The organism is Flavobacterium restrictum, assembly GCF_007097245.1.
Lineage (GTDB): Bacteria > Bacteroidota > Bacteroidia > Flavobacteriales > Flavobacteriaceae > Flavobacterium > Flavobacterium restrictum.
Genome location: NZ_VJZT01000008.1, coordinates 82,149 through 108,625 on the forward strand (window position 1 = coordinate 82,149; position 26,477 = coordinate 108,625).

Annotated in this window: 22 protein-coding genes and 1 tRNA gene; 18 read left to right on the forward strand and 5 right to left on the reverse strand. The window is 35.6% G+C overall.

The window, feature by feature from the left end; all coding sequences use genetic code 11:
• Window positions 1-10: 10 nt before the first annotated feature.
• The 6 genes from FNW21_RS09170 to FNW21_RS09195 are packed head-to-tail and all read left to right on the forward strand — an operon-like array spanning window position 11 to window position 7,060.
• Entirely contained in the window at window positions 11-1,636 is a 1,626-nt protein-coding gene (locus FNW21_RS09170) for a protein BatD (RefSeq protein ID WP_144256443.1), read from the forward strand.
• Window positions 1,636-2,637, forward strand: a complete 1,002-nt coding sequence (locus tag FNW21_RS09175; RefSeq protein ID WP_144256444.1) for a vWA domain-containing protein — start codon at window positions 1,636-1,638, stop codon at window positions 2,635-2,637. Before FNW21_RS09170 ends, FNW21_RS09175 begins: the two co-directional genes overlap by 1 nt.
• A gap of 39 nt (window positions 2,638-2,676) precedes the next feature.
• Window positions 2,677-3,711, forward strand: a complete 1,035-nt coding sequence (locus FNW21_RS09180) for a VWA domain-containing protein (protein ID WP_144256445.1) — start codon at window positions 2,677-2,679, stop codon at window positions 3,709-3,711.
• A gap of 51 nt (window positions 3,712-3,762) precedes the next feature.
• On the forward strand, window positions 3,763-4,515 hold the full coding sequence (locus tag FNW21_RS09185; RefSeq protein WP_144256446.1) for a tetratricopeptide repeat protein: 753 nt from the start codon (window positions 3,763-3,765) through the stop codon (window positions 4,513-4,515).
• A gap of 20 nt (window positions 4,516-4,535) precedes the next feature.
• On the forward strand, window positions 4,536-6,284 hold the full coding sequence (locus FNW21_RS09190; RefSeq protein WP_144256447.1) for a BatD family protein: 1,749 nt from the start codon (window positions 4,536-4,538) through the stop codon (window positions 6,282-6,284).
• 29 nt (window positions 6,285-6,313) lie between these two features.
• Window positions 6,314-7,060, forward strand: coding sequence for a tetratricopeptide repeat protein (locus FNW21_RS09195; protein WP_144256448.1), 747 nt, complete (start codon window positions 6,314-6,316; stop codon window positions 7,058-7,060).
• A gap of 100 nt (window positions 7,061-7,160) precedes the next feature.
• Here the strand turns inward: FNW21_RS09195 and FNW21_RS09200 are convergent, their stop codons facing one another.
• Both FNW21_RS09200 and FNW21_RS09205 read right to left on the reverse strand, forming a co-directional pair.
• Window positions 7,161-7,559, reverse strand: coding sequence for a hypothetical protein (locus FNW21_RS09200; protein ID WP_144256449.1), 399 nt, complete (start codon window positions 7,557-7,559; stop codon window positions 7,161-7,163).
• Entirely contained in the window at window positions 7,560-8,060 is a 501-nt protein-coding gene (locus tag FNW21_RS09205) for a CvpA family protein (protein WP_144256450.1), read from the reverse strand.
• A 150-nt stretch (window positions 8,061-8,210) separates the two neighbouring features.
• Between FNW21_RS09205 and FNW21_RS09210 the strand changes: the two genes are divergently transcribed.
• The 7 genes from FNW21_RS09210 to FNW21_RS09240 all read left to right on the forward strand — a co-directional run bounded on the left by FNW21_RS09210 (window position 8,211) and on the right by FNW21_RS09240 (window position 18,576).
• Entirely contained in the window at window positions 8,211-8,567 is a 357-nt protein-coding gene (locus FNW21_RS09210) for a hypothetical protein (RefSeq protein WP_144256451.1), read from the forward strand.
• Between the two features lie 82 nt (window positions 8,568-8,649).
• Complete coding sequence (locus tag FNW21_RS09215; protein ID WP_144256452.1) at window positions 8,650-9,669, forward strand: phenylalanine--tRNA ligase subunit alpha; 1,020 nt, start codon at window positions 8,650-8,652, stop codon at window positions 9,667-9,669.
• A gap of 67 nt (window positions 9,670-9,736) precedes the next feature.
• Complete coding sequence (locus tag FNW21_RS09220) at window positions 9,737-10,144, forward strand: hypothetical protein (protein WP_144256453.1); 408 nt, start codon at window positions 9,737-9,739, stop codon at window positions 10,142-10,144.
• Between the two features lie 137 nt (window positions 10,145-10,281).
• Entirely contained in the window at window positions 10,282-14,916 is a 4,635-nt protein-coding gene (locus FNW21_RS09225) for an FG-GAP-like repeat-containing protein (protein WP_144256454.1), read from the forward strand.
• 462 nt (window positions 14,917-15,378) lie between these two features.
• Complete coding sequence (locus FNW21_RS09230; RefSeq protein WP_144256455.1) at window positions 15,379-16,764, forward strand: phage integrase SAM-like domain-containing protein; 1,386 nt, start codon at window positions 15,379-15,381, stop codon at window positions 16,762-16,764.
• Window positions 16,757-17,830, forward strand: a complete 1,074-nt coding sequence (locus FNW21_RS09235) for a Fic family protein (protein ID WP_144256456.1) — start codon at window positions 16,757-16,759, stop codon at window positions 17,828-17,830. The genes FNW21_RS09230 and FNW21_RS09235 overlap by 8 nt, the downstream gene beginning before the upstream one ends.
• 398 nt (window positions 17,831-18,228) lie before the next feature.
• Window positions 18,229-18,576, forward strand: a complete 348-nt coding sequence (locus FNW21_RS09240) for a hypothetical protein (RefSeq protein ID WP_144256457.1) — start codon at window positions 18,229-18,231, stop codon at window positions 18,574-18,576.
• Window positions 18,577-18,663: 87 nt separating this feature from the next.
• Here the strand turns inward: FNW21_RS09240 and FNW21_RS09245 are convergent.
• Window positions 18,664-18,745 (reverse strand) — tRNA-Leu (locus FNW21_RS09245).
• Window positions 18,746-18,852: 107 nt separating this feature from the next.
• Between FNW21_RS09245 and FNW21_RS09250 the strand changes: the two genes are divergently transcribed.
• Window positions 18,853-20,241, forward strand: a complete 1,389-nt coding sequence (locus FNW21_RS09250; RefSeq protein WP_144256458.1) for a dipeptidase — start codon at window positions 18,853-18,855, stop codon at window positions 20,239-20,241.
• Between the two features lie 87 nt (window positions 20,242-20,328).
• Window positions 20,329-20,799, forward strand: coding sequence for a toxin-antitoxin system YwqK family antitoxin (locus FNW21_RS09255; RefSeq protein WP_235889614.1), 471 nt, complete (start codon window positions 20,329-20,331; stop codon window positions 20,797-20,799).
• Between the two features lie 52 nt (window positions 20,800-20,851).
• On the opposite strand, the gene FNW21_RS09260 is transcribed toward FNW21_RS09255, so the two are convergent.
• Window positions 20,852-22,222, reverse strand: coding sequence for a saccharopine dehydrogenase family protein (locus FNW21_RS09260; RefSeq protein ID WP_144256459.1), 1,371 nt, complete (start codon window positions 22,220-22,222; stop codon window positions 20,852-20,854).
• A gap of 182 nt (window positions 22,223-22,404) precedes the next feature.
• On the opposite strand from FNW21_RS09260, the gene FNW21_RS09265 reads away from it, so the two are divergent.
• The 3 genes from FNW21_RS09265 to FNW21_RS09275 all read left to right on the forward strand — a co-directional run bounded on the left by FNW21_RS09265 (window position 22,405) and on the right by FNW21_RS09275 (window position 25,735).
• On the forward strand, window positions 22,405-22,797 hold the full coding sequence (locus FNW21_RS09265; protein ID WP_144256460.1) for a DUF423 domain-containing protein: 393 nt from the start codon (window positions 22,405-22,407) through the stop codon (window positions 22,795-22,797).
• Between the two features lie 74 nt (window positions 22,798-22,871).
• The gene (gene pckA, locus FNW21_RS09270; RefSeq protein WP_144256461.1) at window positions 22,872-24,473 is read left to right on the forward strand and encodes a phosphoenolpyruvate carboxykinase (ATP); all 1,602 of its coding nucleotides are present in this window, start codon (window positions 22,872-22,874) and stop codon (window positions 24,471-24,473) included.
• Window positions 24,474-24,634: 161 nt separating this feature from the next.
• Window positions 24,635-25,735: a DUF4407 domain-containing protein gene (locus tag FNW21_RS09275; protein ID WP_144256462.1), complete on the forward strand. Its 1,101-nt coding sequence runs from the start codon at window positions 24,635-24,637 to the stop codon at window positions 25,733-25,735.
• Between the two features lie 115 nt (window positions 25,736-25,850).
• On the opposite strand, the gene FNW21_RS09280 is transcribed toward FNW21_RS09275, so the two are convergent.
• Window positions 25,851-26,462, reverse strand: coding sequence for a DapH/DapD/GlmU-related protein (locus FNW21_RS09280; RefSeq protein WP_144256463.1), 612 nt, complete (start codon window positions 26,460-26,462; stop codon window positions 25,851-25,853).
• Window positions 26,463-26,477: the final 15 nt, after the last annotated feature.

Sequence of the window (26,477 nt, forward strand, 5' to 3'; positions counted from 1 at the left end):
ATACTAAACAATGAAAAAAATAATACTCTTATTTCTCCTCTTTTCCACTGCCATTTTTGCACAACAAAAAGTAGCAACCAGCATTGACACGACCAAAAATAAGATTGGAGCCGAGTTCAAACTGACCTTAAAAACCGAAGTTGAGGCCAAAACCAAAGTGGTTTTCCCTAAACTAAAAAACATAGGGGCACTAGAAGTAATTGCCTCCTACCCCATTGATACTGTTAAAAAAAATGATCGTATCGAATTAATCAAAAAATACGGATTGACCCAATTTGATTCCGGGAAATACACCATTCCGAGCATCAAAATTTTGATTGACAAAAAAGAATATTTATCGGATTCAATCCAAGTTGAAGTAGCGAATGTTCCTGTCGATACTTTGAAACAAAAAATGTACGACATCAAAGACATTGTAAAAACCGAGGATACTATAGGCGATTGGTGGAAATACCTTTTGGCTCTTGTACTCCTTTCTGGCATTGGTGCTTTGGTGTATTGGTACGTTAAAAAACAACAAAAGAAAAAAATTGAGGAGGAAATCTATAAAACGCCTATAGAAAAAGCCACCAGTTTATTGAATACTTTAGAGAAAAAAGAACTTTGGCAAAAAGGCGAAATAAAAGAATATTACAGTGAATTGACCAATATTGCTCGAAATTATATCGAGGAAGCTATTGACATTCCCGCCATGGAAAGCACCACATCCGAGTTGATATTGGGCTTAAAAGCCGCCTCTGTCAAAAAGAAAATGACGCTAACGCAGGAAACAATTTCGAATTTAGAGCGCGTTTTGAAACAAGCCGATTTAGTAAAATTTGCCAAATCAAAACCCCTAGACTTTGAAATAACCGAGGATAGAAACAAGATTCAAAAAGCAATTTTAACCTTGGATAATGCCATTCCTGTAGCAATTGTAGCCGAAGAAGATAGCATTTTGAACGAAGCCCAACGACAAAACCAACTTAAATTGCAATTGCAAAAAAAGAGAAAAGACCGCATTATAACTACTGCGGGAATTGTTTTTGGAGTCATAGTAGGATTGTTTGCCTTTTTTGTAGTGACCAAGGGATTTGATTATGTAAAAGATACTATTCTAGGACATCCTACCAAAGAGTTATTAGAAGGCGAATGGGTAAAAAGTGAATACGGAAATCCAGGCATTATCATAGAAACGCCCAAAGTACTTCAACGAATCGATTTGTCTAAATCGCTTCCCAAAGAAGGCATGGCTTTGATCAAAGAAATGCAATCTTTTGCTTACGGCAGTTTTCTGGATAATTTTTATTTAATGGTCTCCACCTACAGTTTTAAGGAGGGAACTACCATTGATTTGTCTAAATCGCTTGACGGATCTATAAAAATGATGGAGTTGCAAGGCGGTCAAAACATGATTGTCAAACAAGAAGATTTTGAGACCAAAGAAGGCTTGAAAGGCATTAAAGGATACGGCAGCTTTTCGAAAATTGATGCCATTACCCAAACAAGCACCAAGATATATTACGAAATCCTTTTGTTTAGTCAAAATGGTGGTTTGCAACAAATCATGCTACTTCACGAAGAAGGCGATTTGTATGCAAATGAAGTATCAGAACGAGTGTTGAACTCTGTCGAACTAAAACAAGTGAGTAACTAATGGAAAAAATAACGTTCTTAAACCCTGAATTTTTTTGGTTATTTCTTCTGATTCCAATAGCAATTGCCTGGTTATTTTGGAAAAAAAACCAACAATCGGCTACCTTAAAAATGAGTTCTTTGAAAGGATTTAAAGGTGCCGATACTGGAATTGCAAAACTAAAACCTTTTCTAAACGTGTTTAGAATCCTGGCTTTGTGCTCCTTAATTATAGCCATGGCAAGACCTAGAACCGTTGATGTAAGCAATAAAACCAAAACAACCAAAGGAATTGATATTGTTATGGCAGTCGACGTTTCTGGAAGTATGCTCGCCAAAGATTTGAAACCCAACAGAATGGAAGCGCTAAAAAGAGTCGCTGGCGATTTTGTAGAGCAACGACCCAATGACCGAATTGGACTTGTTGTCTACGCCTCCGAAGCCTATACCAAAACACCCGTTACTAGCGACAAAGCCATTGTTGAAGAAGCCATAAAAAGCATTAAATACGACACATTTTTGCAAGACGGAACCGGAATAGGAATGGGATTGGCCACCGCAGTCAACCGTTTAAAAAGTAGTAAAGCCAAAAGCAAAGTCATTATTTTGATGACTGATGGTGTCAATAACGCAGGTTTTATTGAGCCTGAAACCGCCGCCGACATCGCCAAACAATACGGTATAAAAGTATATACAATAGGAATTGGGACAAACGGAATGGCCGAATCTCCTTATGCACAAGCTCCTAATGACGAAATTCTTTTTCAAATGATGAAAGTAGAAATCGACGAAAAATTAATGCAAAATATTGCTCAAAAAACCGATGGTAAATATTTTAGAGCCACCAGCAACGATAAATTAGCCCAAATATACAGCGAAATTAACAAGCTAGAAACCACCGAAATCGAAGAGTTAAAATTCTATGATTATGACGAAATGTTTAGACCTTTTGTTTGGCTTGCCGGATTTTTGCTCTTGCTAGAAATAGGATTGCGCAACACCGTTTTTAGAAGCTTTATCTAGAAAAAAAAATATTATTTGCTTTTTGTTATTTAAAAAAATATGGAATTAGACGAAAAAAAATATTTATACCTCTTATTTATACTACCCATTTTGGTGGTGCTTTACCTCGTCAATTTATATTGGAAACGAAAAAAGCAACGCGAATTTGGAGATCTCGAAATGGTCAAAAAGTTAAGTCCTGAAAGCTCGACTTTTAAACCCGTTTTGAAATTAATCGTCCTGCTGTTAGCCATGACGGGATTGATTTTAGGATTAGTAAATCCAAAAATAGGCACCAAAATGGAAACCGTAAAACGAGAAGGAATTGATATTGTTTTTGCAATAGATGTCTCTAAAAGTATGCTTGCCGAGGATGTGGCGCCAAGTCGTTTAGAAAAAAGCAAACAACTTGTTTCAAAAATAATCAGTCAATTGGGTAGCGATCGCATAGGAATCGTAGCCTATGCAGGAAGTGCATTCCCCGTTTTGCCCATCACGAGCGATTATAGCGTGGCCAAAATGTTTTTGCAAAGCATGAATACCGAAATGGTTTCCTCACAAGGAACTTCACTCGATGACGCCATAAAATTGTCTGCGACTTATTTTGACGAAAAAAGCAAAACAAGTAAATTACTAATTATGATTTCGGATGGTGAGGATCACTCCGAAGGTGCCGAAGTCGCTGCCGAAGATGCCAACAAAATAGGAATGAAAATCATTACCATTGGGGTAGGAACCGAAAAAGGAGGCACAATCCCGTTCCGAAAAAACGGGATAATAGACAGTTTTCAGCGCGACAACAACAACCAAGTGGTCGTTACTAAATTGAACGAAGCCAGTTTGACCGCTATTGCAAAAGCAACTAAAGGCGGTTATGTAAATGGAAATAATACCAAAGAAGTTTTAGAATACATAAAAAACGCTTTAAATAACATTCAAAAAACCGAATTTGACGCCACCGAAATGGCCGATTTTCAATCTCAATTTCAATGGTTTTTAGGCATTGCTTTTGTGCTATTGTTCCTAGACGTTTTTCTATTGGAACTAAAAACAAGCTGGGTAAATAAACTGAATTTGTTTAACGAGAATAAATAAAACAGGAAGAATATCAGGAGTTTGCCTAAATTTTTACCTTTAAAAAACAAAATGAAAAACCTATTTTTATACTTACTATTGCTGCTTTCTTTTGTTGTAAACGCACAACAAAGAGACAAAGTGTTGCCAAAAGCAAATGCGCAATATGGCGAAAATAAATTTGTAGATGCCGAGGCAAATTATCGAATTTCACAATCAAAATTCCCCAATAGAACCGTAGCACCTTATAATTTAGGAAATGCCATCTACAAGCAAAACCAAGTCTCGGAAGCTAAATTTGCCTACATCGAAGCCTTGCGAAAAGTAAAATCAAAAACTCAAAAGTATAAAGTGTACCACAATTTAGGGAATGCTTTTATGAAAGAAAAAAACTATTCAGCTGCGGTAGAATCCTATAAAAATGCCTTACGCAACAATCCATCGGATGAGGAAACACGCTACAATTATGCTTTGGCCAAAAAAATGCTAAAAGAAAATCCGCCGAAGAATGATAAAAATAAGGATAAAAACAAAGACAAGAATAAAGATAAAAAGGACGACAAGAAGGACGGCGATAAAAACAAGAAAGACGATAAAAAAGACGGTGACAAGGACAAAAAAGACGATAAGAAGGACGGCGATAAAAACAAGAATCAGGGCAATCCTAACGATCAAGGGCAACCAAAACCAGCACCTGGAGGAATATCTAAACAACGGTTAGAAAACCTATTGGATGCGGTGAACAACGAGGAAAAGAAAGTTCAAGATAAAATAAATGCCAACAAAGTAAAAGGAAAACCAGTAAAAACCGAAAAAGATTGGTAATTCAATTCAATTTTCTACAAATGAAAAAGTGTATTATAGCATTCGTTTTAATCATCAGCAGCTCCCTTTGTGCTCAAGTTCAATTTGAGGCCAAAGTAAGCAAAACAACGCTAGGATTAAACGAACGACTTCGTATTGATTTTATAATGAATGTCGATGGCGACAATTTTAACCAACCCAATTTTGAAGGCTTTAGAATCATTGCAGGGCCAAGCCAGCAAGTGAGTCAATCGTGGGTAAATGGGCGCAGTTCGTTCGAGAAAATATATTCGTATTTTTTGCTTCCTAATCAAAAAGGGACGCTGGTTATCAAGCAAGCCACCATTGAATTTAATGGTCAAATTTATAAAACATCGCCCATAAGAGTTACCGTGACTGCTGCAACAGAGCAACCTCGTGACCCTAATGATCCTCAAATCAATGCCGATGATAATTTGTATCTCGTTGCCGATATTTCTAAAACAAATCCGTACATCAATGAACCCATTACGGTGGTTTATAAACTGTATTTTGCCAATATTGGGATTTCGAACTTTAGAGAATTAAACAAACCTACATACAATGACTTTTGGAGTCAAAGCATTGATATCAAGCAACCTGTTGTAGAAGAAGGGATGTTCAAGGGACAAAATTACCGTTATATTGTTTTGAAAAAAACAGTTTTGTACCCTCAAAAATCAGGTAAATTAACCCTAGAACCGCTCTCCCTAGATATTGATGTACAATTGCCGAGCAATCGTAGAGACATTTTTGGTAGAATGATGGTAACTGAAACCAGCAAAAAAGTTTCGGCTGGTGCCAAAACCATCCAAGTAAAAGCCTTACCCGAAGCAGGAAAACCGGAAGATTTTTCGGGAGCCGTTGGTAATTTTGATTTCAAAGTTACGCCAACCAAAACCAGCTTAAAAAACGGCGAAAGTCTGGATTTAGTAGTAAGTGTTCTGGGCAAAGGAAACCTCAAACTATTCACTTTACCCAAGCCAGAAGTGCCAAATGCACTTGAAATGTACGATCCCGTTCACAACGAGCAAGTCAATACACCGCTGACTGGAATGGCTGGAAAAATCTCGGATAGTTACACCATTATACCGCAGTTCAAGGGCAATTATCCTATAAAAGCAATGCGATTTTCGTATTTTGATTTGGGGTCTGGAACCTATAAAACCATTACGTCGCCTGAAATTATGATTGCCGTTCTCGACGGTCCAACCCCTACAGATGCGGTGGCGACAACGGGTTCAAACAAAAACAAAATCACCGCTACGGAACAGTTTAAATACATTAAGTTAAAAAACAATCCTATCGATTTGCAACAAGAAGATTTTTTTGAATCCAATTTGTTTTACGGATTGTTGTTTTTTCCTTTTTTGATGTTGCCTTTGATAGTGATTTTCAAAAAGAAAAAAGAAGCCATCGACGGCGATATTACTGGAAATAGAATCAAAAGAAACAACCGTTTAGCCAAGAAATATTTATCGGAAGCCAAGAAACAACTGCTCAACAAAGAGCTTTTTTATATCGCTCTCGAAAAAGCGATGCACAATTTCCTGAAAGCGAAACTGCACATCGAAACCTCCGAAATGAGTAAGGACAACATTCAAGAATTATTATTGTCTCGAAATGCCAACTCGGATACCGTTCAAGATTTTATTGCACTGACCGAAAACTGCGAAATTGCTCGCTACGCACCCGCATCGAGCACCGCCATTCAGCAGGATTTTGACAAAGCAGTTACGATTATTTCAGCATTAGAAAAACAAATTCAATAGCCGTTGCTACCATTGATACTTAAAACCAAATGAAAAATATAGTCTATCTATTTTTACTAATTACGTCCCTAATCTTTGCTCAAAATGGCTTTGAAACTGGAAACGATTTTTATAAAAAAGCACAATACGACAAAGCGATTGTTGCCTATGAAAAGGTGTTGCAAACGGACAAAAAACAATCTGTGGAGTTGTATTTTAATTTGGGCAATTGCTATTACAAACTCAATAAAGTCGCACCAGCAATTTACAATTACGAGAAAGCATTGGTACTAAATCCAAATGACAAAGAAACGCTAAACAACTTGAAATTTGCTCAAAAAAAGACCATCGATGAGATCAAAGTAATTCCTAAAGTAGGTTTTGGAAAACTGGTTCGTGATTTTACAGGAACCCACACTTACAACACTTGGGCGTGGATATCGGTTGGTTTTGCGCTGTTTTTCTTGGTATTTTTCTTGGGGTATTATTTTACACAAGCAGCTGTTTACAAGCGCATATTCTTTTTTGGAATGTTTGTTTTATTGTTTTTAATACTCATAAGTGTAACGGCAGCATTTTTTGAAAAAAGCCATTTCGATTTAGAAAAACCCGCCATTGTTTTTGCCGAAAGTACGGAGGTAAAAAGCGAACCTCAAAAAGCAAATCCCGCTATTTTTATCCTGCACGAAGGAACTAAAGTCTATGTATTGCAAAGTTTAGACAATTGGAAAAAAGTACAACTCACCGATGGCAGCGAGGGTTGGATAGAAAATAGTGCTATAAAAGAGGTGAAATAGTTAGAATTCTAAACAAGATTTTTGATTTTTATTAACCTTGTTTGTTTAAACAACTATCACAAATAATCCTTGCAAAAATCTTTTAGGAGACAATATTTTTTTATTTTGTAAACTGCTTGTTGATTATTCCACCATTCTCAATATCAATTTCAACTCTAAAACAATTCCAAGTATTGGCAAAAAATTGATTTCCATTTGTCGTGAATCCAACATAATTATCAACTCTATCTTCAACAATTATAGACGACAAAAACCATTCGATTTCAATATTCTGATTCAAGCAATATAAGTTTGATTTATGTCCGTTTTCGTATTTATAATAATTTTCTAAAACTAAAATTCTGCCATCATTTAGCACTTCAATTTGCGAAAAACTTGTCGAAATTGCTCTATGTTCTTTTCTATTTCTATTTTCATCAAAATGATAAATCAAATTGTTTTTTATATCGATTATCATAGTCCCTTTAGTAATATCGTTTTTAAAATAATATAACTCCATTTATTTTTTCATCGTATCATACCATTTTTCTATAGAAGGAAAAAGATAGCCTGCCACTTTTTGAATCGGATTGTAAAAAAGGGAATGATCCAGCGTTTCTTTTTTGGCGAGGTAATTATGATAATTTATTTTCTGGAAAAGAGTTAAAAAAACACTAATGATTAGTATCGCTTTTAGCACTCTAAAAAAACCGCCACCCAAGCTGTTTACCCATCCTAGATAAGCAAAATCAGCAATGCCAGTAAGGAATTTGCCCAATAGCTGAATACCGAGTACGACCAATACAAAAGTCAAAACAAACGCAACAATTTGAATCGAATTGGGGTTCCAATGCACAAATCCAGTCAAGATATTTCTAATTATCGAAGAGAATTTGATGGCGAAATAAATCCCCAATAACAACGAAAGTAACGAGGCTAGCTCTACAAAAAGTCCGTTTCTAATTCCTTTATACAACGCATAAACCAGAATGCCGCCCAAAACAATATCTAAAAAACTCATACTAAAAAGAAATAAAGAGAAATGAATAAAGAACAAAGATAAAAGATTATGTTGGTATCTTTGCAGTAACAATTTTTGGATTGCAGCTTTTTGGTTTTTAAATTAAAAAAACTGCAATCTGAAAGTCGCAATTTAAAATCAAAAATCAAAATGTCAAGAGATACGCAACTCAAGGAACGCTGGGAACAGCTTGTTACGATACTTTCGAATCAATTTTCGCAAGGCGAAGACCTCGATTTGGATGCCATAATTTATTTAATTGGCGTGCAAGAGCTGGGAAAAGTGCACAATGAATTCAAAAAAGACGAGAAACTCAACCTCATGCACATTGCTATTTGCAGGTTGCTGGAGCCTTACGGATTCTATGAATTTGATTTTTTTGATGAGGATGGCTGGCCGCATTATACCGTAAAAGAAGCGTTGCCACCACTAAAAGCAGGCGAACAATCGGTTTTAATGAAAGAAGCCATCGTTAGTTATTTTCTAGAAAAGGAACTTATTGATTGATATTTTTTAGGGTAAGGACAAGTCACGACTTGTCCCTCCCAACAAAATTTCTTATATTTGCAGACTCAATTATTGGATGAAAATGATAGATAAGATAAAAGAATATATTGGCGAAGCACAAGCTTTTTCGACTCAAAATACCGTTGAACTCGAAGCATTCCGAATTAAATTTCTAGGAAGCAAAGGACTGTTGAAAGACTTTTTTGCCGAATTTAAAAACGTGCCCAACGACCAGAAAAAGGAATTTGGACAAGTGATAAATTTGCTCAAATCCTCGGCCGAAGAAAAAGTAAAATCCATTCAAGAATCTTTAGAAAATAAAGAAGAAAGCAAAGGGTTTTATGGGGATTTGACTCGTTCCGCAGAGCCTATGATTATAGGATCTCGTCACCCTATTTCGCTAGTAAAAAATCAAATTATCGATATCTTTTCGAACATTGGTTTCAATGTTTCCGAAGGTCCAGAAATCGAGGACGATTGGCATAATTTTACCGCATTGAATTTACCAGAATACCATCCAGCACGCGACATGCAGGACACTTTTTTTATACAAACCAATCCCGATATTTTGTTGCGTACTCATACCTCATCCGTACAAGTGCGGTACATGGAAAACAACAAACCGCCCATTCGTACCATTTCGCCAGGAAGAGTTTTTCGTAACGAAGCGGTTTCGTCTCGCTCGCATTGTATTTTTCACCAAGTCGAAGGGTTGTATATAGATAAGGATGTTTCCTTTGCCGATTTGAAGCAAACACTGCTTTATTTTACCAAAGAAATGTTTGGAAAATCTAAAATTCGCTTGCGTCCCTCCTATTTTCCGTTTACAGAGCCAAGTGCCGAAGTGGATATTTATTGGGGTCTAAAAACCGAAACTGATTATCGAATTACCAAAGGAACAGGCTGGTTAGAAATCATGGGCTGCGGTATGGTAGATCCTAATGTTTTGAAAAACTGTGGCATCAACCCTGATGAATACAACGGTTTTGCGTTTGGAATGGGAATTGAACGCATTGCCATGTTGTTGTACCAAATAGGCGATATCCGAATGTTCTACGAAAATGACGTTCGTTTCTTGGAACAATTCAAATCCAGTATATAAAAAGTGCCCATTTTTGATTACTGATAAATCAGCAATCAAAAATGGGTATGCAGCAATCAAAAATCAAATGAAAAAAGACATCACCATCCCCGAAGTAGAAAATGTTTTCCTGGCCGCCGTTCAAGAATGGAGTGATGATTTCATGGAAAAAGTGTGGTACGTTTATTTGATTAACGACAGCGATTTTTTGATAGAAGGCGTTATGGTGGTTTCCAAAGCTTTTGGGACAATTGCTGGTGAAATGAAAAAAACGTCGCTTTTGCGTCACGCATTTGTTGAAGTTCCAGCCGTTTCGGTTGTAAAAATCGAAATGGTTGAAAAAAGTGTTTTAGCCCTTAATAATGAATTCATGCTGACCTACTTTATGGGCGGTACTTTGTACGATAAAAAATTCTTTTTCAAGGCCAACAGCATCAATGAAACAGCCGTTGAAGAAGTTCCTATTTTATTTGTTGACGGTGTTATTGTACGGTAACAAATCCATAAAAAATAATTTTTTTCCATAATTTGGAATATTTTTTAATTCCAGAGTTTTTTAAAATGCTGTAAAACAGGTTTTTAGTTTTTAGGCATACCAATTGATTTTAAGGTTTTTATTAAAATTTTAAAATCATGAAGAAAAAATTATTTTGCCTTTTGCTTGTGCTCTCCGGGATAAGCAAATTATTTGCCACCGGAGAACCCTCCACTTATTTTCAAATTTATGTTTCGCCTAATAATGATGCGGTAAAAAGAGACGTATGTCTTATTGTTACTGCCATTTATGACGATACTCAATTTGAAATCATAGACGACGGCGCTGATGGCGACACAGATGACAGCAAAACGGGAACGTTAAAAGCAGGTCAAAGTTACATCCTTTACATTAAGGACAATGGTATTAATGATGATGCTCGTTACGCATCAGGAGGTGTACTTAAATGGGACGGCGATTACTTTATTGTAAAATCAAACAAACTGGTTTATGCTTCTCAAAGCACCAATAGCGATTGGCAGCACGATTGGGTTCCTAGCGTAGACAAAAGTTCTATTGGACAAAAATTTATTGTTTATGCGCCAATGATTTCCTCCTCTAATCGGGATATTAACGTGTTTGCGTACCAAGATAACACGGTGGTTCAGTTTCATAAAATTTCTACTCAAGCTAAAACCAACACGGGATTCACGGATGTTAATGCCGAAAACCCAACCCTTATTTTCAGTAAAACACTCAACGTAGGTCAAGACGTTATTTACAGTGGTACAGAAGGAAGGAATGTTATGATTTCTGGCGAAACCTATGTGATTACGGCCAACAAACCAATTACGGTTCAGTATGGTGCTTTGTTTGGTAACGAACGAGACGGTGGTGGATATGTACCCACATCGAATGGAAGTTCTGCGGGTGCACTGCTGTATTTTGGGGTTCCCTATCAATCAGGAGGCGAGCAGGAAATACGGATCGTGAGTTGGGACGATGCCAATGCCGTACAACTAGACCGATATGTAAACGGAAGTTGGGTTGCTGTAAAAAGTTTTACTTTAAACAAATCAAAAGCAGGCGATTGGGTTGGAAAAAACGATGGAAATGTTTCGTACAATACTGTTTTTAGAATCAAATGCACTGCCGGAAAAAGAGTTTCTGTATTTGAAGGAAACTGGTTCGAAACTGGAGCACCTGGAACTTCGGATATGGCTACAATGGTTTCATCGGACAACGGGACATCGGCAGGGAAGAATTTTTTGACCTATATTCCACCCCCAGGAAACGAGACAAATGCTGTAAATCCGTTTACCAAATTAAGTTTTGGAGGTCAATTTTCGCATTTGTATTTGTTTTCAAAAAATGGCGCAACAGTTACCGTTAAAGATGCCAATACAGGTGGACAAAAATTCAACAAAACTTTTACTATTTTGGCCGATAGATATGCTGATTGCATTATTAGTTTAGCGGAATGGAAAGCCATTTATAACGGAACAGGTACCAATTCTGGTTCTGACAAACCCTACCTTTCCGTAACTAGTACCGCCGACATCTCGGTAATGAACAGTAATTTTAACGACAACTGGATGTGTTATTCTGGAAGTTCTCTCGGGCATTCTTTTTCGCAAACTAGTGCTATAAACGATGATACTTTAATCCCTGAAGAAAAAGCAACCGTGGTCTCAACAATTACCACTACTACCGAAGTGACTAGTCCAAACCTAGAAGTAATCGTTCAAGATGGTTTAAAAGTAGTGCAATCAAAAATAACAGAATCCAGTACGAATGCGATTACTGCGGGCACAATTGTAGTATCAAACGACAAAACCAAAGTGGTCTACAACAACCTTGCTACGCTAAAACCAAACTCGGAGTACAAAGTAGAAACTACCGTTATGGCAACCGTTGGTGCAAACAATGGCGAGATTCTCAACCAAACCTTGAATGCCACCGTAGAAACGGTAATTACTGGGATTGTAAATGGTGAAATTCAACAATCAACAATTGCAAATTCAGTTTCGGTGAATACCAAAAACACTTCGAATCTTATTTTTTCACATTTTGAAGATACCGTTTTTAATCTAAATCCAACTAACTCTTGGACAATAAGCTGGGTAGATATCAATTCCGATGGTTGGGACGATTTGTTTGTAACCGATATGGGTTTAACAGTTCCAAACACCATTTTTATGAATAACAAAAATGGAGGCTTTACGGCAGGTCAAGTTTTAACCGAGTCAGGCATTTCGATGAGCAATACTTGGGCCGATGTTGATAATGATGGAGATCCTGATTTATTGGTGCTTAACAATACCCGAACTCCCAATCATTTTTATAGAAACGACAACGGAACACTGGTTCTAGATGCCACAAAATCCTTTGCCAAAGACGTTTCGTATTACCACGGAGGTGCTTTTGCTGATTTTGATAATGATAATAAAGTCGATGTATTTATGTGCAATTACTTCCCTACGCGCTACAACGAACTGCATAAAAATAGTGCTGCTGGTACTTTTACAAAAGTAGTTGCGGATGTAATTCCGTTAGAAGCCAATTCTTCTCTAGGCCCCACTTGGGCTGATTATGACAAAGATGGTTTTATGGATTTATTTGTACCCAATGGAGAAGGCAAAAACAATTCGCTGTTTCATAATGACGGAAACGGATCGTTTTCTAAAGCCACGAACGTAATCAATTCCGAAGGAGGAAAATCAGTAGGAAGCTGTTGGGGTGATATTGACAACGATGGCGATTTGGATTTATTTGTAACCAATTCGAATAGTACTGTTAACTTTTTATATAAAAATTTAAGCAATGGTACTTTCGAAAAAATCACAAATTCAATAGTCAATCAAGGCGGAAGTTCCCATGGATGTAGTTTTGCTGATATTGATAATGATGGCGATTTAGATTTGTTTGTGACCAATGATAAAATTAGAAAATTCCTGTATATCAATGATGGCAAAGGAAACTTTACAGAGAACAGAGCCGAAATGATTACGTATAATTTTGGATTGTCCTTTGGGCACTCGTGGAGTGATTTTGATCACGACGGCGATTTAGATCTTGCAGTTGCCACACATTCGAACCAAAAAAATCATATTTTCACCAATAACGGAAATATAAACAAGTGGTTGGAAGTAAATCTAAAAGCAACCGTAAGTAATGGTTCTGCTATTGGTGCCCAAATCACGGCAAAAACGACTACTGGATTGCAATTTCGAGAAGTAAATAGCCAAAGTGGTTTTGGAGGTCAAAGTAGTTTTACACAGCATTTTGGTTTGGGTAACGCCACAACTATCGCCTCATTAGAAATTAAATGGCCTAGCGGAATAACCCAAGTATTAACCAATGTGGCGGTAAACCAAATCCTTACCATTACTGAACCACAACAAACTAAAGTTACTGGATTGGTTTATTTTGACACCAATAACGACGGTCAAAAACAAGCAAGCGAACCCATTATTTCAAGAGCTGCAGTAAAAATTGCGCCTACTAAAACCAAAGTGTATACAGACAATAAAGGCGTTTTTACTTGCTATACATCGGAAAGTAGTCTTCAATTCGACCTTTTACCCGAAAATGGTTTGCTGGCCTCTAGTAAATCAATTCCTTTGGTTTTGGCAAATTACAAAGTTTCCGATACCTTAAAAATTGCGGCAATTCCAGCTTGCAATGGAGCTGATTTAAAATTAAGTATGGGAGGAACAGCCATTAGAAAAGGATATACTAATGGACAATTTAATATCATAGCAACTAATACGAGTAGAACTGTAGCAAAGAATTTTACAATAAATTTTGTGGTTCCAGCGGTTATAACCATCGCAAATCCTTCTTTACCGTTTACACAACAACAAACCTTTCTAGAAAACGGAATTACCTACGCTAAATATTCTTGGGTTATTCCTAGCTTGAACTCGTTTGAGAGTACTCAAATTTTCTTCACGCATGGCAATGATGCAACGGTACAAATAGGTAATTCATTTGCTTTCAAAGGCGAAATACTTACACCAACTCCAGATTGTAATACAAAAGACAATGCCGTAACCCAAACGTATCTGGTTTATGGTGCCATTGATCCCAATGACATTTTAGTATCGCCAAAAGGATATGGTGAAGAAGGCTATATCCTGCTGGAACAAGTTCTCAATTATACGGTACGATTCGAGAATGTGGGCAATTTTCCAGCGCAACGAGTCGTGATCGTAGACGAGTTACCACAGGAATTAGAAGCCACAACTTTTAAATTAACGGCAACAAGTCATCAAAATGTAAAAACTGAAATTGAGGGGCAAAAAATAAAATTCATTTGGGACGACTTGTTTTTACCCTCTTCTATTGAAAATACCCAAGAAGGTCAAGGATATGTTACGTTTGCGGTAACTCCCAAAAAGGGGATAGATTCCGAAACTAAAATTAAAAACAAAGCGACAATACAATTTGATTCCTACATGCCATTGGCAACAAATAGTGTTTTAAATACAATACAATCTAAAGAAAAAGAGATTGATTTAGTGGTAGTTACCATGTATCCAAATCCAGTAAATGATGTTGTTTTTGTTAGTTTAAAACACGAAATGGGAAGTGATTTCACAAAGAAATTGATTGCAAAAGCAGCCATTCTTACCCTCCAAGGAATTCCAGTTTTGGAGCAGCACTTTGCTAATGAAGAAGAAATTAGAATTGATTTGCCGATCCAGTTAAGTGGTATTTATATCCTAAAAATAACCGACACGGAAAACAAAAGTTACATTCAAAAAATGATTGTGAAAGAGCGTTATTAATTCTCTAAAAAAAGCTAAAAAACCCCTGATTAAAAATTTTAGTCAGGGGTTTTTACTTGAATAACTAATATTAAAATCGCAATTGAATCAAATTTAATAGTATTAAAAATAAGTTCCTTTAAGTTACACTTTATAAAATAAAGTTTTTTTTAGATAAATACACAAAACAAAAAATCCTTAAAACGTTGATTTTAATGGTTTTAAAATTTAATAAAGTGCGGATAATAGGACTCGAAACTACACGCCAACATATACAATTTGATACTTTTTACAAATCATTAAAAACATTGCAAAAATCACTAATAGACATAGTAAAATCAATGCTTAAATCCATTTTAAACATTAAATAATAATTGAATGAGATAGCATAAAATTGAATGAAATCTAACAAATGTTTGGCAAATGTTTGGCAACTTTCTAAAATTGATTTACTTTTGACTATTCATAAGTTATTTATTCAAAATGGCATCAGTTCAATTTAGATTAAGAAGTAAGGCAAACAAAAATGTTTCTATTAAAATATACCTTTCAACTGGTAGAGGCAAAATGATAGAAGTTAGTACAGGTTTTACTATAAACCCAAAAGACTGGAGCGAAAAAACCAACCGCCCAAAACAAACCAATCCCGAAAATAAGATACTTCACGCAAACCTCAACAAGTTAGAAACTTTTGTATTTGATGGTTTAAATAATGATTTGGCAAACAATGTTTTAATTGATTCTAATTGGCTAGAAACCAAAATAAAGGATTGCTTTAATAGAGTTGTTAGAACCGATGCAGGTTTGTTAATAAATCACATAAACTACATTATTGATAATGCAAACACTCGAAAAGTAAAAACCAACGGAGGTTTTAAAATTGGATTAAGTGCTAGTACAATAAAAAATTACACTTTATTCAAAAACATTATTTCGGAATATCAAAAAACCATCAAAAAGCAAATCCAAATTATAGAGATTACAAAACCATTTGTTGAAAAATTTACAAACTGGCTCGTTAACACTAAAAAATATTCTACAAATTATGCTGGTAAACAATTAGAGATTTTGAAAACCGTTTGCATTGATGCAGAAAAAAACGAAATCCAAGTTACACCTTATTCAAAAACAATTCAGCATTTTAGAGAAAGCGAAAAAGACCGATATATACAAACATTATCTTTTGAGGAACTGGAACAAATTAAAAATGTAGATTTTACCAATACGGAACAACTCAAAGAATTTAAAAAATCAAATCCCGAACTAACTAAAAATATTTCAATAACAACAGAAACACTTAACAACGCTAGAAACTGGATTTTGTTAGGTTGTGAAATTGGACAACGTGGAGGCGATTTATTAGAAATTACAGCCGAAAATATCAGATACAAAGGCAAAAGTATTTATTTGGACATCCTACAACAGAAAACAAGTAAAAGTGTTACAATTGGTATTATTGCACCACACGTTGTAGATATTGTAGAAAATAGTTTGCCTAAAAAATTACAGCATCAAAAACTAAACGATTACATAAAAGTGGTTTGTAAACTGGCTGGAATTGATACCATTGTAAAAGGAACAAAACTAAATACAGAAACCAACCGTAAAGAGTTGGGAATGTTTCCAAAATATGATTTAATGGCTTCACATTGTTTTAGGCGTTCATTTGCAACAAACTATTATAAAAAGATACCAACACCTATTTTGATTAATATAACAGGACATTCTAAAGAAAGTCTATTTTTGACTTACATAAATAAACGTGAGGACAAAGATGCAAATGCGGATTTATTTATGCAATTTTATGAGGAACTAAACAAAGACAAAATACCTCAACTAAAAATTATAAAAAACGGAACAAATGACTAACGAGAATTTTATTTTACCAATATTACCGCCAAAGCAAGAAATTGAAACAATAGCAATATTAAAACAACTTTCGCAGTCGCACCGTTATTTAGCCGAACTAAAGGGAACATCAAAAACAATCCCGAACGAAAGTATTTTAATCAATACTTTGACTTTACAGGAAGCGAAAGATAGTAGCGAAATAGAAAATATTATCACTACTCACGATGAATTATACAAAGAAAATATCTTTATTGATAGTAAAAATCCAGCTTCAAAAGAAGTTTTTAATTATGCCCAAGGTTTAAAATTAGGTTTCGAAATTGTTAGAAATGAGCAACTTTTATTAAATAAACACATTCTTACCATTCAAAAAGAATTATTAGAAAATAACGCTGGTTTTAGAACGCAAGGCGGTACAAAATTAGTAAACTCACAAGGGCAAACGGTTTACACTCCGCCACAAAACGCAACCGAAGTTTTGGACTTAATGAGTAACCTCGAAAAGTTCATAAATGATAATGAGTTTTCAAATCTGGATCCTCTTATAAAAATGGCTATCATTCATTACCAATTTGAAAGCATACACTCATTTTATGATGGTAATGGTAGAACTGGACGGATAATAAATATTTTGTATTTGGTATTACAAGGATTATTAGATATTCCAATTTTATATTTAAGCCGTTACATTACGCAAAACAAAGCAGAATATTACCAAGTTTTGCAAGATGTTAGAACCAAAAACGATTGGGAACATTTGATTTTGTATTTTCTTAAAAGTGTTGAGGTTACAGCAATAGAAACTATTGATTTAATTACAAATATTAATAATTTGATGCAGGATTACAAAACCGAAATTCAAACCAAACTACCTAAAATATACAGTCAAGATTTAATAAACAATCTATTTAGAAATCCTTACACCAAGATTGAATTTTTAGAAAAAGAATTGAAAGTAACTAGGCAAACTGCATCGACTTATTTAGATAAAATTGCAGAATTAGGATTTTTAGAAAAAACCAAAGTTGGCAAATCAAACTATTATATAAATACTCGATTAATCAAAGTATTAATGAATGAATAACGTGTTAAAAAAACTTCCAAAAAGTAACACAACTCAAAAGACGTGTTAAAAAAACTCTATATTTTTAACACGTTATGAATGACGTGTTAAAAATATAGAGTTTTTGGAATAGAATTTGATTTGTTGAATATCTAATTTAGAAAATATGAATACACGGATTTTTTTGAATAGTATAAATAATATTGATTATAATTCATTCAAAAATGAATTTATAAAACAAAATTTATCCGAAAGAGATAAACAAGATTTATTAGTTTTGATTTTTGAAAATAGCTACAATCACAAAAATTTTTCATTTTATAAAAGAGTATTTGATTTACTAATTGATAGTCGATTGAACTTAAATTTTATTGCTAACGTTTTTTATAAAACACCTTTTTTGTTCATTGTTACAAAATTTGCTCCCTACATTGAAATATTCGAATATTTTATTGATAAAGGAGCAAAAATTAATTTCTATCATAAAAAAAGAGGAAGACTTTGTAGGCTATTATGATTTTAAAACCTGTTTAGACAACATAGAAGAAATAATTGAAGATACTGTTTTAGACGATTTAGAAGGTTACTATTACAATGTAAAAAGCAATTACAGCACTATTCATAATAACAAAGTATGCGGTGATAAAGAGGATTACGAACAATTGATTGCACAATCTTCACTTTTATTCAATTTGAGAAAAATTACAATTTTGAGAAATCATATTATTGCAACAGGCGGAAAAAGATATAGTGAATTAAATAAATAACAATTGTTTTCGGCAAAATTTTGGCAAAATTAAAAACAAAAAACCCTTAAAACATTGATTTTAAGGGTTTTTTTTAATTTAATAAAGTGCGGATAATAGGACTCGAACCTACACGCCTTGCGGCACCAGATCCTAAGTCTGGCATGTCTACCAATTTCACCATATCCGCTAAAATTGTGAGTGCAAATATAAACATATCTTCCAACTTTCAAAGGTTTTTTTTCAAAAAATATTGATTCTCTTTTTGTACTTTTGAAAGTAGAAAAAAAGCATCCTATGGAAAACATAAAAACATACATTCAAGAACACAAAGACCGCTTTATAAACGAATTAATCGAATTGCTCAAAATCCCATCCGTAAGTGCAGACACCGCTTACGCTCAAGATGTTATAGCCACCTCCGAGGCCGTAAAAACAAGTTTAAAAAAAGCAGGCTGTGACCATGTCGAAATATGTGACACCCCCGGCTATCCTATTGTCTATGCCGAAAAAATAATAGACCCTGCCTTACCCACCGTATTAGTTTACGGACATTACGATGTGCAACCCCCAAATCCCATCGAATTATGGACGTCTCCCCCATTTGAGCCTGTTATCAAGAAAACCGAAATACATCCCGAAGGCGCCATTTTTGCCCGTGGATCTTGTGATGACAAAGGGCAAATGTACATGCACATCAAAGCATTAGAATACATGGTACAATCGAACACTTTGCCCTGCAATGTCAAATTTATGATTGAAGGCGAAGAAGAAGTGGGCTCCAAAAGCCTTTCGTGGTTTGTAACACGCAACCAAGAAAAATTATCTTGTGATGTAATTTTAATTTCGGATACGGGCATGATTTCGAATCAACAGCCTTCCATTACAACTGGATTGCGTGGGTTGAGTTACGTAGAAGTAGAAGTTACAGGTCCCAATCGGGATTTACATTCTGGATTGTATGGTGGTGCTGTTGCAAATCCTATCAACGTTTTGACCAAGATGATTGCCTCGCTTCATGACGAAAACAATCACATTACGATTCCTAGTTTTTATGACAATGTAACCGAATTATCTCTCGAGGAAAGAGCTGAAATGGCCAAAGCACCTTTTAGTTTAGAAGCCTACAAAAAAGCATTAGACCTCAACGACATTTATGGCGAAAAAGGCTATACAACTAACGAAAGAAACTCCATTCGCCCAACGCTGGACGTCAACGGAATTTGGGGTGGTTATACTGGTGAAGGTGCCAAAACAGTAATTCCTAGCCAGGCTTTTGCCAAAATTTCGATGCGACTAGTCCCTAATCAAGACTGGGAAGCCATCACAACATTGTTTACACAACATTTCATTAGTATTGCGCCAGCAGGAGTGAAAGTAAAAGTTAAACCCCATCACGGCGGACAAGGCTATGTAACCCCAATTGACAGCATTGGCTACAAAGCGGCAAATAAAGCCTACACCGAAACCTTTGGAGTTCCTGCCATTCCAGTACGATCAGGAGGCAGTATTCCTATTGTAGCCTTATTCGAAAAAGAACTCAAAAGCAAAACTATCCTAATGGGATTTGGTTTAGATAGCGATGCTATTCATTCCCCAAACGAACATTTTGGGATTTTTAATTACTTGAAAGGCATTGAAACGATACCGTTGTTTTATAAGTATTTTGTAGAATTATCAAAATAACCTATACTGACACAAAGATTATTTTGTCATGAATTCATAAGTTTTACATCCATTAGTGATTTTAAGTCTTTTTAATGTGTGAAATTTGTGGCTCTTTTTACTATTCAAACCATGCGGTTCCCTTTTGCAAATCTCGGTTTCCTATCATGGCGAAAGCTTATTTTCGCTGGGCTGTTGCTTGTATTCATTGGATGTAAAACCAACCAAATCAAGAACAAAAAACGAGAAGGATTTTGGGTTGAATTGTACGAGCAAGACTCCGCCAAATACAAATCAAAAGGTTATTATCAGGCAAGTGATCCCAAAAAAACATGGAGGTATTATTTAAACGGTAAATTAATCAAGAAAGAAAAATACAAATTAGGCATTTGCTACACGACTTTTTATTTCAAAAATGGAAAAATAGAGTCGCAAGGACAAACCAATTTAACAGAAACAGCTACCGAAACACATTGGTTTTATAACGGAAACTGGCGGTACTACAATGAAAAAGGAAAACTAACCTGCATTCGAAATTACAATAATGGGGAATTAATCTCGGAAACAATAGAACCCTAAAAAAGCCACTTTTTGCAAAGTGGCTTTACACTAAAAAAATCTAAAAAAACAATCAACTAAAAACTTTATCTGGGTTGTAGCCCAAATAAGGCATGGCTTGCTCCTTGAAAACAACGCCATAATCTTCTAACTCTTTCAGAATGGGCAAATACACTTCTTTCCGGATAGGCAGTTGCACACCTGGCGTGGTAATTTTACCATTCAATATCAATAATGTGGCCATAGCAACGGGTAAACCAACGGTTTTGGCCATGGCAGTATACGTTTGATCGTTGCCAATGCAAACCATTTTCGAATCAATTTGCTCTTTTTTGCCATTATTTTCGTATCCAAATTTGTGGTACATCACAATCATATCTTTGTCATCTGCTTGCAAAGTCCAACTATCGGTTAGGATTTTTTCTAATATTTGAGCCGGAGTAGCGTTTTTCAACCCAACTTTTTTGTCATTATTAAACAAATCAAGTTCCAAAAGCTTGTCCCACATGGTGTCGTCTTGATCTATTTTTAAAATCAATCGCATCTTAATTTCAACTGAATCCGTGGGATGATACGGCAAAAAAGAATTGACAAATTGGCGGTAACTCATGTTTTCCGAATCCTCCATAACGTAACTATCATCCGTCATGCCCAGTTGTACAAACATATTCCAAGCTTTAGAAAAACCCAACCTACGAATGGTTCCTCGGTACAAAGTGAGCACGTTATCGAGACCATAAACAGAGCGGTATTTTAAGGAATCACGATTCGAATAGGCTTCAAATTTGCCAAAACCTTCTACTTCTAGAAACTCGGTTCTGCGAAATAAACTCCCGTACGGAATGTACTTATAAGCGCCTTCCTGAATGAATTTTGCTGCTCCACCTTGACCCGCAAGTACGACGTTTCTGGGTGCCCAAGTAAATTTATAATTCCAAAGATTCGTATCCGATTCGGGTGCTACAAGTCCGCCACAAAAGGATTCGAACAAAAGCATTTTTCCGCCCTTCTCGGTAATTTCATCAATTACCTTCATCGCACTCATATGGTCAATGCCTGGGTCAAGACCAATTTCATTCATAAAAATTAGATTACTTGCTTTGGCTTGCGCATCGAGTTCTTGCATCGCATCGCTAACGTAGGAAGCGGTAACCAAATGTTTATGATACAAAATGCAATCTCTGGCGACTTCAATATGCAAATGTGCCGGCAACATCGAGATGACAATCGTGGCTTTTTGGACAGCACTTTTTCGTTGATTTTCATCAAAAATATCCAAAGCTATGGGCGTGGCATTGGGATGATTATTGGTTTTTTTTTGCGCCAAAGACAACGATAAATCCGCAATAATAAGATGCAAATTTTCCACCTCCGATTTCTCCAGAAGATACTGTATCAACGAAGAAGCAGATCGTCCTGCTCCAATAATTAAAATCGTTCTCATTTTTTATAAAATATAACACAAACATACAATAATGTTGTATTTATAACAAACGATTGCTCTCTAAAAATAAATTTCTTTTTGTGTTGCTTTACATTTGCTAAAAAAGTCAAAAGTATCTCCCAAAAACCTTTTGCATTCTAGACATAACCTATACTTTTACAAAGCAAAAAAAATGAATAAAAATGAATAAAAAAAGTATAATTACCGGAATCGTTTTAGGGATGTTGGCTATAATTTTGGGTGCTTTTGGTGCTCATGCCCTAAAAAAAGTACTGTCGCTCGAACAATTAGTTACTTTTGAAACCGGGGTACGCTATCAAATGTACCATGCGCTATTTTTATTGTTTTTTTCGACGCAAAACGACCTTACTGAAAAAGCTAAAAAAACAATCTATTATTTGATACTTTTTGGTGTGATTTTGTTTTCAGGATCCATTTATTTACTGGCTACAAATGATTTGACTTCATTTGATTTTAGAGTAATTGGTTTTGTAACACCTATTGGCGGACTCCTATTAATACTGGGCTGGGGCGTTTTTTTATATCAGTTTTTAAATAAAAAAACGTTAAAATAGCCTATCGTAATTCTTTCTAAAAAAATAGTTCTACTTTTGCAGTCTATAAAAACAACATAGACAACTACAACTTTATGGAGAACTACGCCCTCTTTACGAAATCGATTGCGCTAACTGAATTAGGAATAAAAAATGCCACTATTCACTATCAATTATCCGCAGCCGAGTTACATGAAAAAACACTTCAATCTGGACAAGGAATCGAAAATTCAACAGGAGCATTAGCAATTAACACGGGTAAATTTACGGGTCGTTCTCCACAAGATCGATTTATTGTAAAAGATACCATTACACAAGACAAAGTATGGTGGGGCAATGTAAATATTCCTTTTGAACCCAGCGATTTTGACGCGCTTTACGACAAAGTAACTGCTTACTTATCGAATAAGGAAATTTTTGTTCGTGATAGTTCCGTTTGTGCCGATGCAAAGTACAGACTCAATGTGCGTGTGGTGACCGAAACCGCATGGGCAAACTTGTTTTGTTACAATATGTTTTTACGTCCAACGGCGTTAGAACTAGCCGATTTTACCCCAGAATGGACGGTGATTTGTGCTCCCGATTTTCAAGCAATTCCAGAACGTGACAAAACGAGAGACAGCAATTTTGCCATTTTGAATTTCACCAGAAAAATTGCTCTCATTGGCGGTACAGGCTATACAGGTGAGATGAAAAAAGGAATTTTTTCGGCTTTGAATTTTATATTGCCCGTTTTCAAGAACACCTTACCCATGCATTGCAGTGCCAATGTGGGCGAAGATGGCGATACGGCACTCTTTTTTGGTTTATCAGGAACGGGGAAAACGACCTTATCCGCAGATCCAAACAGGAAATTAATAGGCGATGATGAACACGGCTGGACAAAGGAAAATACGGTGTTTAATTTTGAAGGTGGCTGCTACGCCAAAGTGGTCAACCTCACCGAGGCTCAAGAACCAGACATTTTTGGAGCCATAAAAAAAGGAGCTATTCTAGAAAATATGGTTTTCAAAAAAGGCACAAACGAAGTCGATTATACCGATATTTCGATAACACCAAACACCCGAGTAAGCTACCCCATAGACCACATCAAGAACATACAACCCAATTCTATTGGTGAAAATCCCAAAAACATATTCTTTTTAACGGCCGATTCTTTTGGGATCTTGCCTCCAATTGCTAAACTTACGCCAGGGCAAGCGGCCTATCATTTCATATCCGGTTATACCGCAAAAATTGCAGGAACCGAAGCCGGAATTACCGAGCCACAGCCTAATTTCTCTGCTTGTTTTGGTGCGCCATTCATGCCATTGCACCCAACAAAATATGCCGAAATGTTGAGCAAAAAAATGAAAGAAACCAACGTAACCGTCTGGCTCATCAACACCGGATGGACAGGCGGCCCTTACGGTACAGGAAGCCGAATGAAACTAAAATACACCCGTGCCATGATTACTGCTGCACTCAACGGAGAATTAAACGAGGTAGCATTTATAGCACACCCCGTTTTTGGGATTGCCCAACCGCAATCCTGTCCCAATGTTCCTACCGAAATATTAAATCCTAGAAATACCTGGGAAAACCCAGTGTTATATGACGAAAAAGCAATCGAATTGGCACAAAAGTTCACCACCAATTTTGCTAAATTTCAAGAATTTGCAAATGCCGAAATTTTGGCTGGTGCTCCAAAAGCATAGGTTGGTATTAATTCAAAAAAGGGAAAAAGCTGTTCGTTAAGAGCAGCTTTTTTTATGTGAAGAAGGTAACAAAAAAAGCAAACAAATACTAATCAAGTATTTATACCAATAGGCAATTTTTGGCGTTAAATTTGTAATCATCAATCAAAAATAAATCAATCATGTTAAAATCATTTTTCATCCTCTGTTCTGGAGCCGACAAAAACCTCCTCGAAAATTGCTCCGAAGGCGAACAAACCAAATTTGTAGGCATTGGAGCCACCGTTTTTTTTACAGCCGTAATGGCTTTTATCGCTAGTGGATACGCCCTTTTTACCGTTTTTGACGACCCAATTCCAGCGGTGTTATTTGGCTTGGTATGGAGTTTACTCATCTTTAATCTCGATCGGTTTATTGTTTCTACCATCCGGAAAAGAGACTCTTTTTGGAGCGAATTGGGTCAAGCCATGCCCCGAATTATCTTGGCAATAATTATTGCTATCGTAATTTCGAAACCATTGGAGATTAAAATTTTCCAAAAAGAAATCAATACCGTTTTGTTGAAAGAAAAAAATGCAATGGCTTTGAATAACAAAAAAGAAGTTACTACGTATTTTAAAGGCGATTTAGACAAAAACAAAACCGAAATTGCAAGTCTAAAAGCTGAAATCGTTAAGAAAGAAAAAGAAGTCAACACCTATTACCAAACCTATATCGCCGAGGCCGAAGGTACTGCTGGCACAAAAAGACTAGGAAAAGGCCCCGTTTTTAAAGAGAAAATTGCCAAACATGATTTGGCCAAAAAAGAACTCGATACGCTACAAAAAAACAATCTGGCGAAAATTGCAGATAAAGAGAAAAATGCTAAAACATTACAAACTGATTTAGACAAAAAAATAACCCAAACGCAACCCATAATTGATGGTTTTGATGGCTTAATGGCACGAATCAATGCCTTGAATAAACTCCCTTGGTTGCCTTCCTTTTTTATCATGCTCTTATTTTTGGCCATTGAAACCTCGCCTATAATTGCCAAATTGCTCGCTCCAAAAGGCGAATACGATTACAAATTAGAAGACCTAGAAACAGCACTCAAAGCAACCATAGAACAAGACAAATACCAACGCACTTTGCTAGTAAAAACAAGTGCCACAATGCACGACAAAGTATATAGCGACATCGCCGAGGACAAAAAACTATACGATTTGCAACGCAAAAACGCAACCGATTTACTAGCCTTACAATCCAACACGTTTGTTGAGAAACAAAAAGCAACACATTAACCGAAAGGTGTAAAATAAAAAAATCTTACGATCAAAAGAGGAATATTCTTTTGATTATAAGACTGAATTTGCTAACGAAAATATTTTAAGTTCTCCATTTAATTACAGCAAATTACTAATCGTTTTCTTTGATTTGTTCTATTAGCTCTAACCTTTTTACGATGCTGTCCGTTTTTAGAATTGTTCCTGGGGATAAAACTGCGTTTGCACCAATTCTTGAATTATCACCAACTAAAGATCCAAATTTATCGATTTTGGTGTCTATAATTTCGTTATTTATTGTTACAAAAATGTTTTTAATTTTTCTTTCATTGTAATGATTTGCACAAATAGAGCCTGCTTCAAAGTTTACACTTTTTCCAATAATTGAATTTCCGATATAATTAAAATGTGCAATTGCTGAATTATTCAAAATTATCGATTGTTTAATTTCGGAACCTGCCCCTATGTTTACATTAGACCCTATGAAAATAGGCCCTCTTAAATAAGCGTTTGCTCCAATAAAACAATTTTCTGAAATTATAATTTTCCCCTTTAAAATAACTCCTTGCTCAATGATTGCAGTTTTATGAACCATAGCACCATCAATTATATTATAGTCATTCGAAATAGGGTCGATTGCGTTTTTAAGTTTTTCTTCTAAATTAATAATGATGTCCCAAGGTTGATCGATTTGGTATCTCAACCAATTTGGAGGTTCATTTATAAAATCATTAAGATTTATCATTTTTTATACAATTTA

Excerpts from the sequence above, each read along its gene's own strand:
- FNW21_RS09225 (WP_144256454.1), top strand. The coding sequence starts at position 10,282 with ATGAAGAAAAAATTATTTTGCCTTTTGCTTGTGCTCTCCGGGATAAGC.
- FNW21_RS09195 (WP_144256448.1), top strand. The coding sequence starts at position 6,314 with ATGAAAAATATAGTCTATCTATTTTTACTAATTACGTCCCTAATCTTT.
- FNW21_RS09265 (WP_144256460.1), top strand. The coding sequence starts at position 22,405 with ATGAATAAAAAAAGTATAATTACCGGAATCGTTTTAGGGATGTTGGCT.
- FNW21_RS09175 (WP_144256444.1), top strand. The coding sequence starts at position 1,636 with ATGGAAAAAATAACGTTCTTAAACCCTGAATTTTTTTGGTTATTTCTT.
- FNW21_RS09200 (WP_144256449.1), bottom strand. The coding sequence starts at position 7,559 with ATGGAGTTATATTATTTTAAAAACGATATTACTAAAGGGACTATGATA.
- FNW21_RS09185 (WP_144256446.1), top strand. The coding sequence starts at position 3,763 with ATGAAAAACCTATTTTTATACTTACTATTGCTGCTTTCTTTTGTTGTA.
- FNW21_RS09180 (WP_144256445.1), top strand. The coding sequence starts at position 2,677 with ATGGAATTAGACGAAAAAAAATATTTATACCTCTTATTTATACTACCC.
- FNW21_RS09235 (WP_144256456.1), top strand. The coding sequence starts at position 16,757 with ATGACTAACGAGAATTTTATTTTACCAATATTACCGCCAAAGCAAGAA.
- FNW21_RS09280 (WP_144256463.1), bottom strand. The coding sequence starts at position 26,462 with ATGATAAATCTTAATGATTTTATAAATGAACCTCCAAATTGGTTGAGA.
- FNW21_RS09250 (WP_144256458.1), top strand. The coding sequence starts at position 18,853 with ATGGAAAACATAAAAACATACATTCAAGAACACAAAGACCGCTTTATA.
- FNW21_RS09170 (WP_144256443.1), top strand. The coding sequence starts at position 11 with ATGAAAAAAATAATACTCTTATTTCTCCTCTTTTCCACTGCCATTTTT.
- FNW21_RS09275 (WP_144256462.1), top strand. The coding sequence starts at position 24,635 with ATGTTAAAATCATTTTTCATCCTCTGTTCTGGAGCCGACAAAAACCTC.
- FNW21_RS09205 (WP_144256450.1), bottom strand. The coding sequence starts at position 8,060 with ATGAGTTTTTTAGATATTGTTTTGGGCGGCATTCTGGTTTATGCGTTG.
- FNW21_RS09190 (WP_144256447.1), top strand. The coding sequence starts at position 4,536 with ATGAAAAAGTGTATTATAGCATTCGTTTTAATCATCAGCAGCTCCCTT.
- FNW21_RS09230 (WP_144256455.1), top strand. The coding sequence starts at position 15,379 with ATGGCATCAGTTCAATTTAGATTAAGAAGTAAGGCAAACAAAAATGTT.
- FNW21_RS09260 (WP_144256459.1), bottom strand. The coding sequence starts at position 22,222 with ATGAGAACGATTTTAATTATTGGAGCAGGACGATCTGCTTCTTCGTTG.
- FNW21_RS09220 (WP_144256453.1), top strand. The coding sequence starts at position 9,737 with ATGAAAAAAGACATCACCATCCCCGAAGTAGAAAATGTTTTCCTGGCC.
- pckA (WP_144256461.1), top strand. The coding sequence starts at position 22,872 with ATGGAGAACTACGCCCTCTTTACGAAATCGATTGCGCTAACTGAATTA.
- FNW21_RS09210 (WP_144256451.1), top strand. The coding sequence starts at position 8,211 with ATGTCAAGAGATACGCAACTCAAGGAACGCTGGGAACAGCTTGTTACG.
- FNW21_RS09215 (WP_144256452.1), top strand. The coding sequence starts at position 8,650 with ATGATAGATAAGATAAAAGAATATATTGGCGAAGCACAAGCTTTTTCG.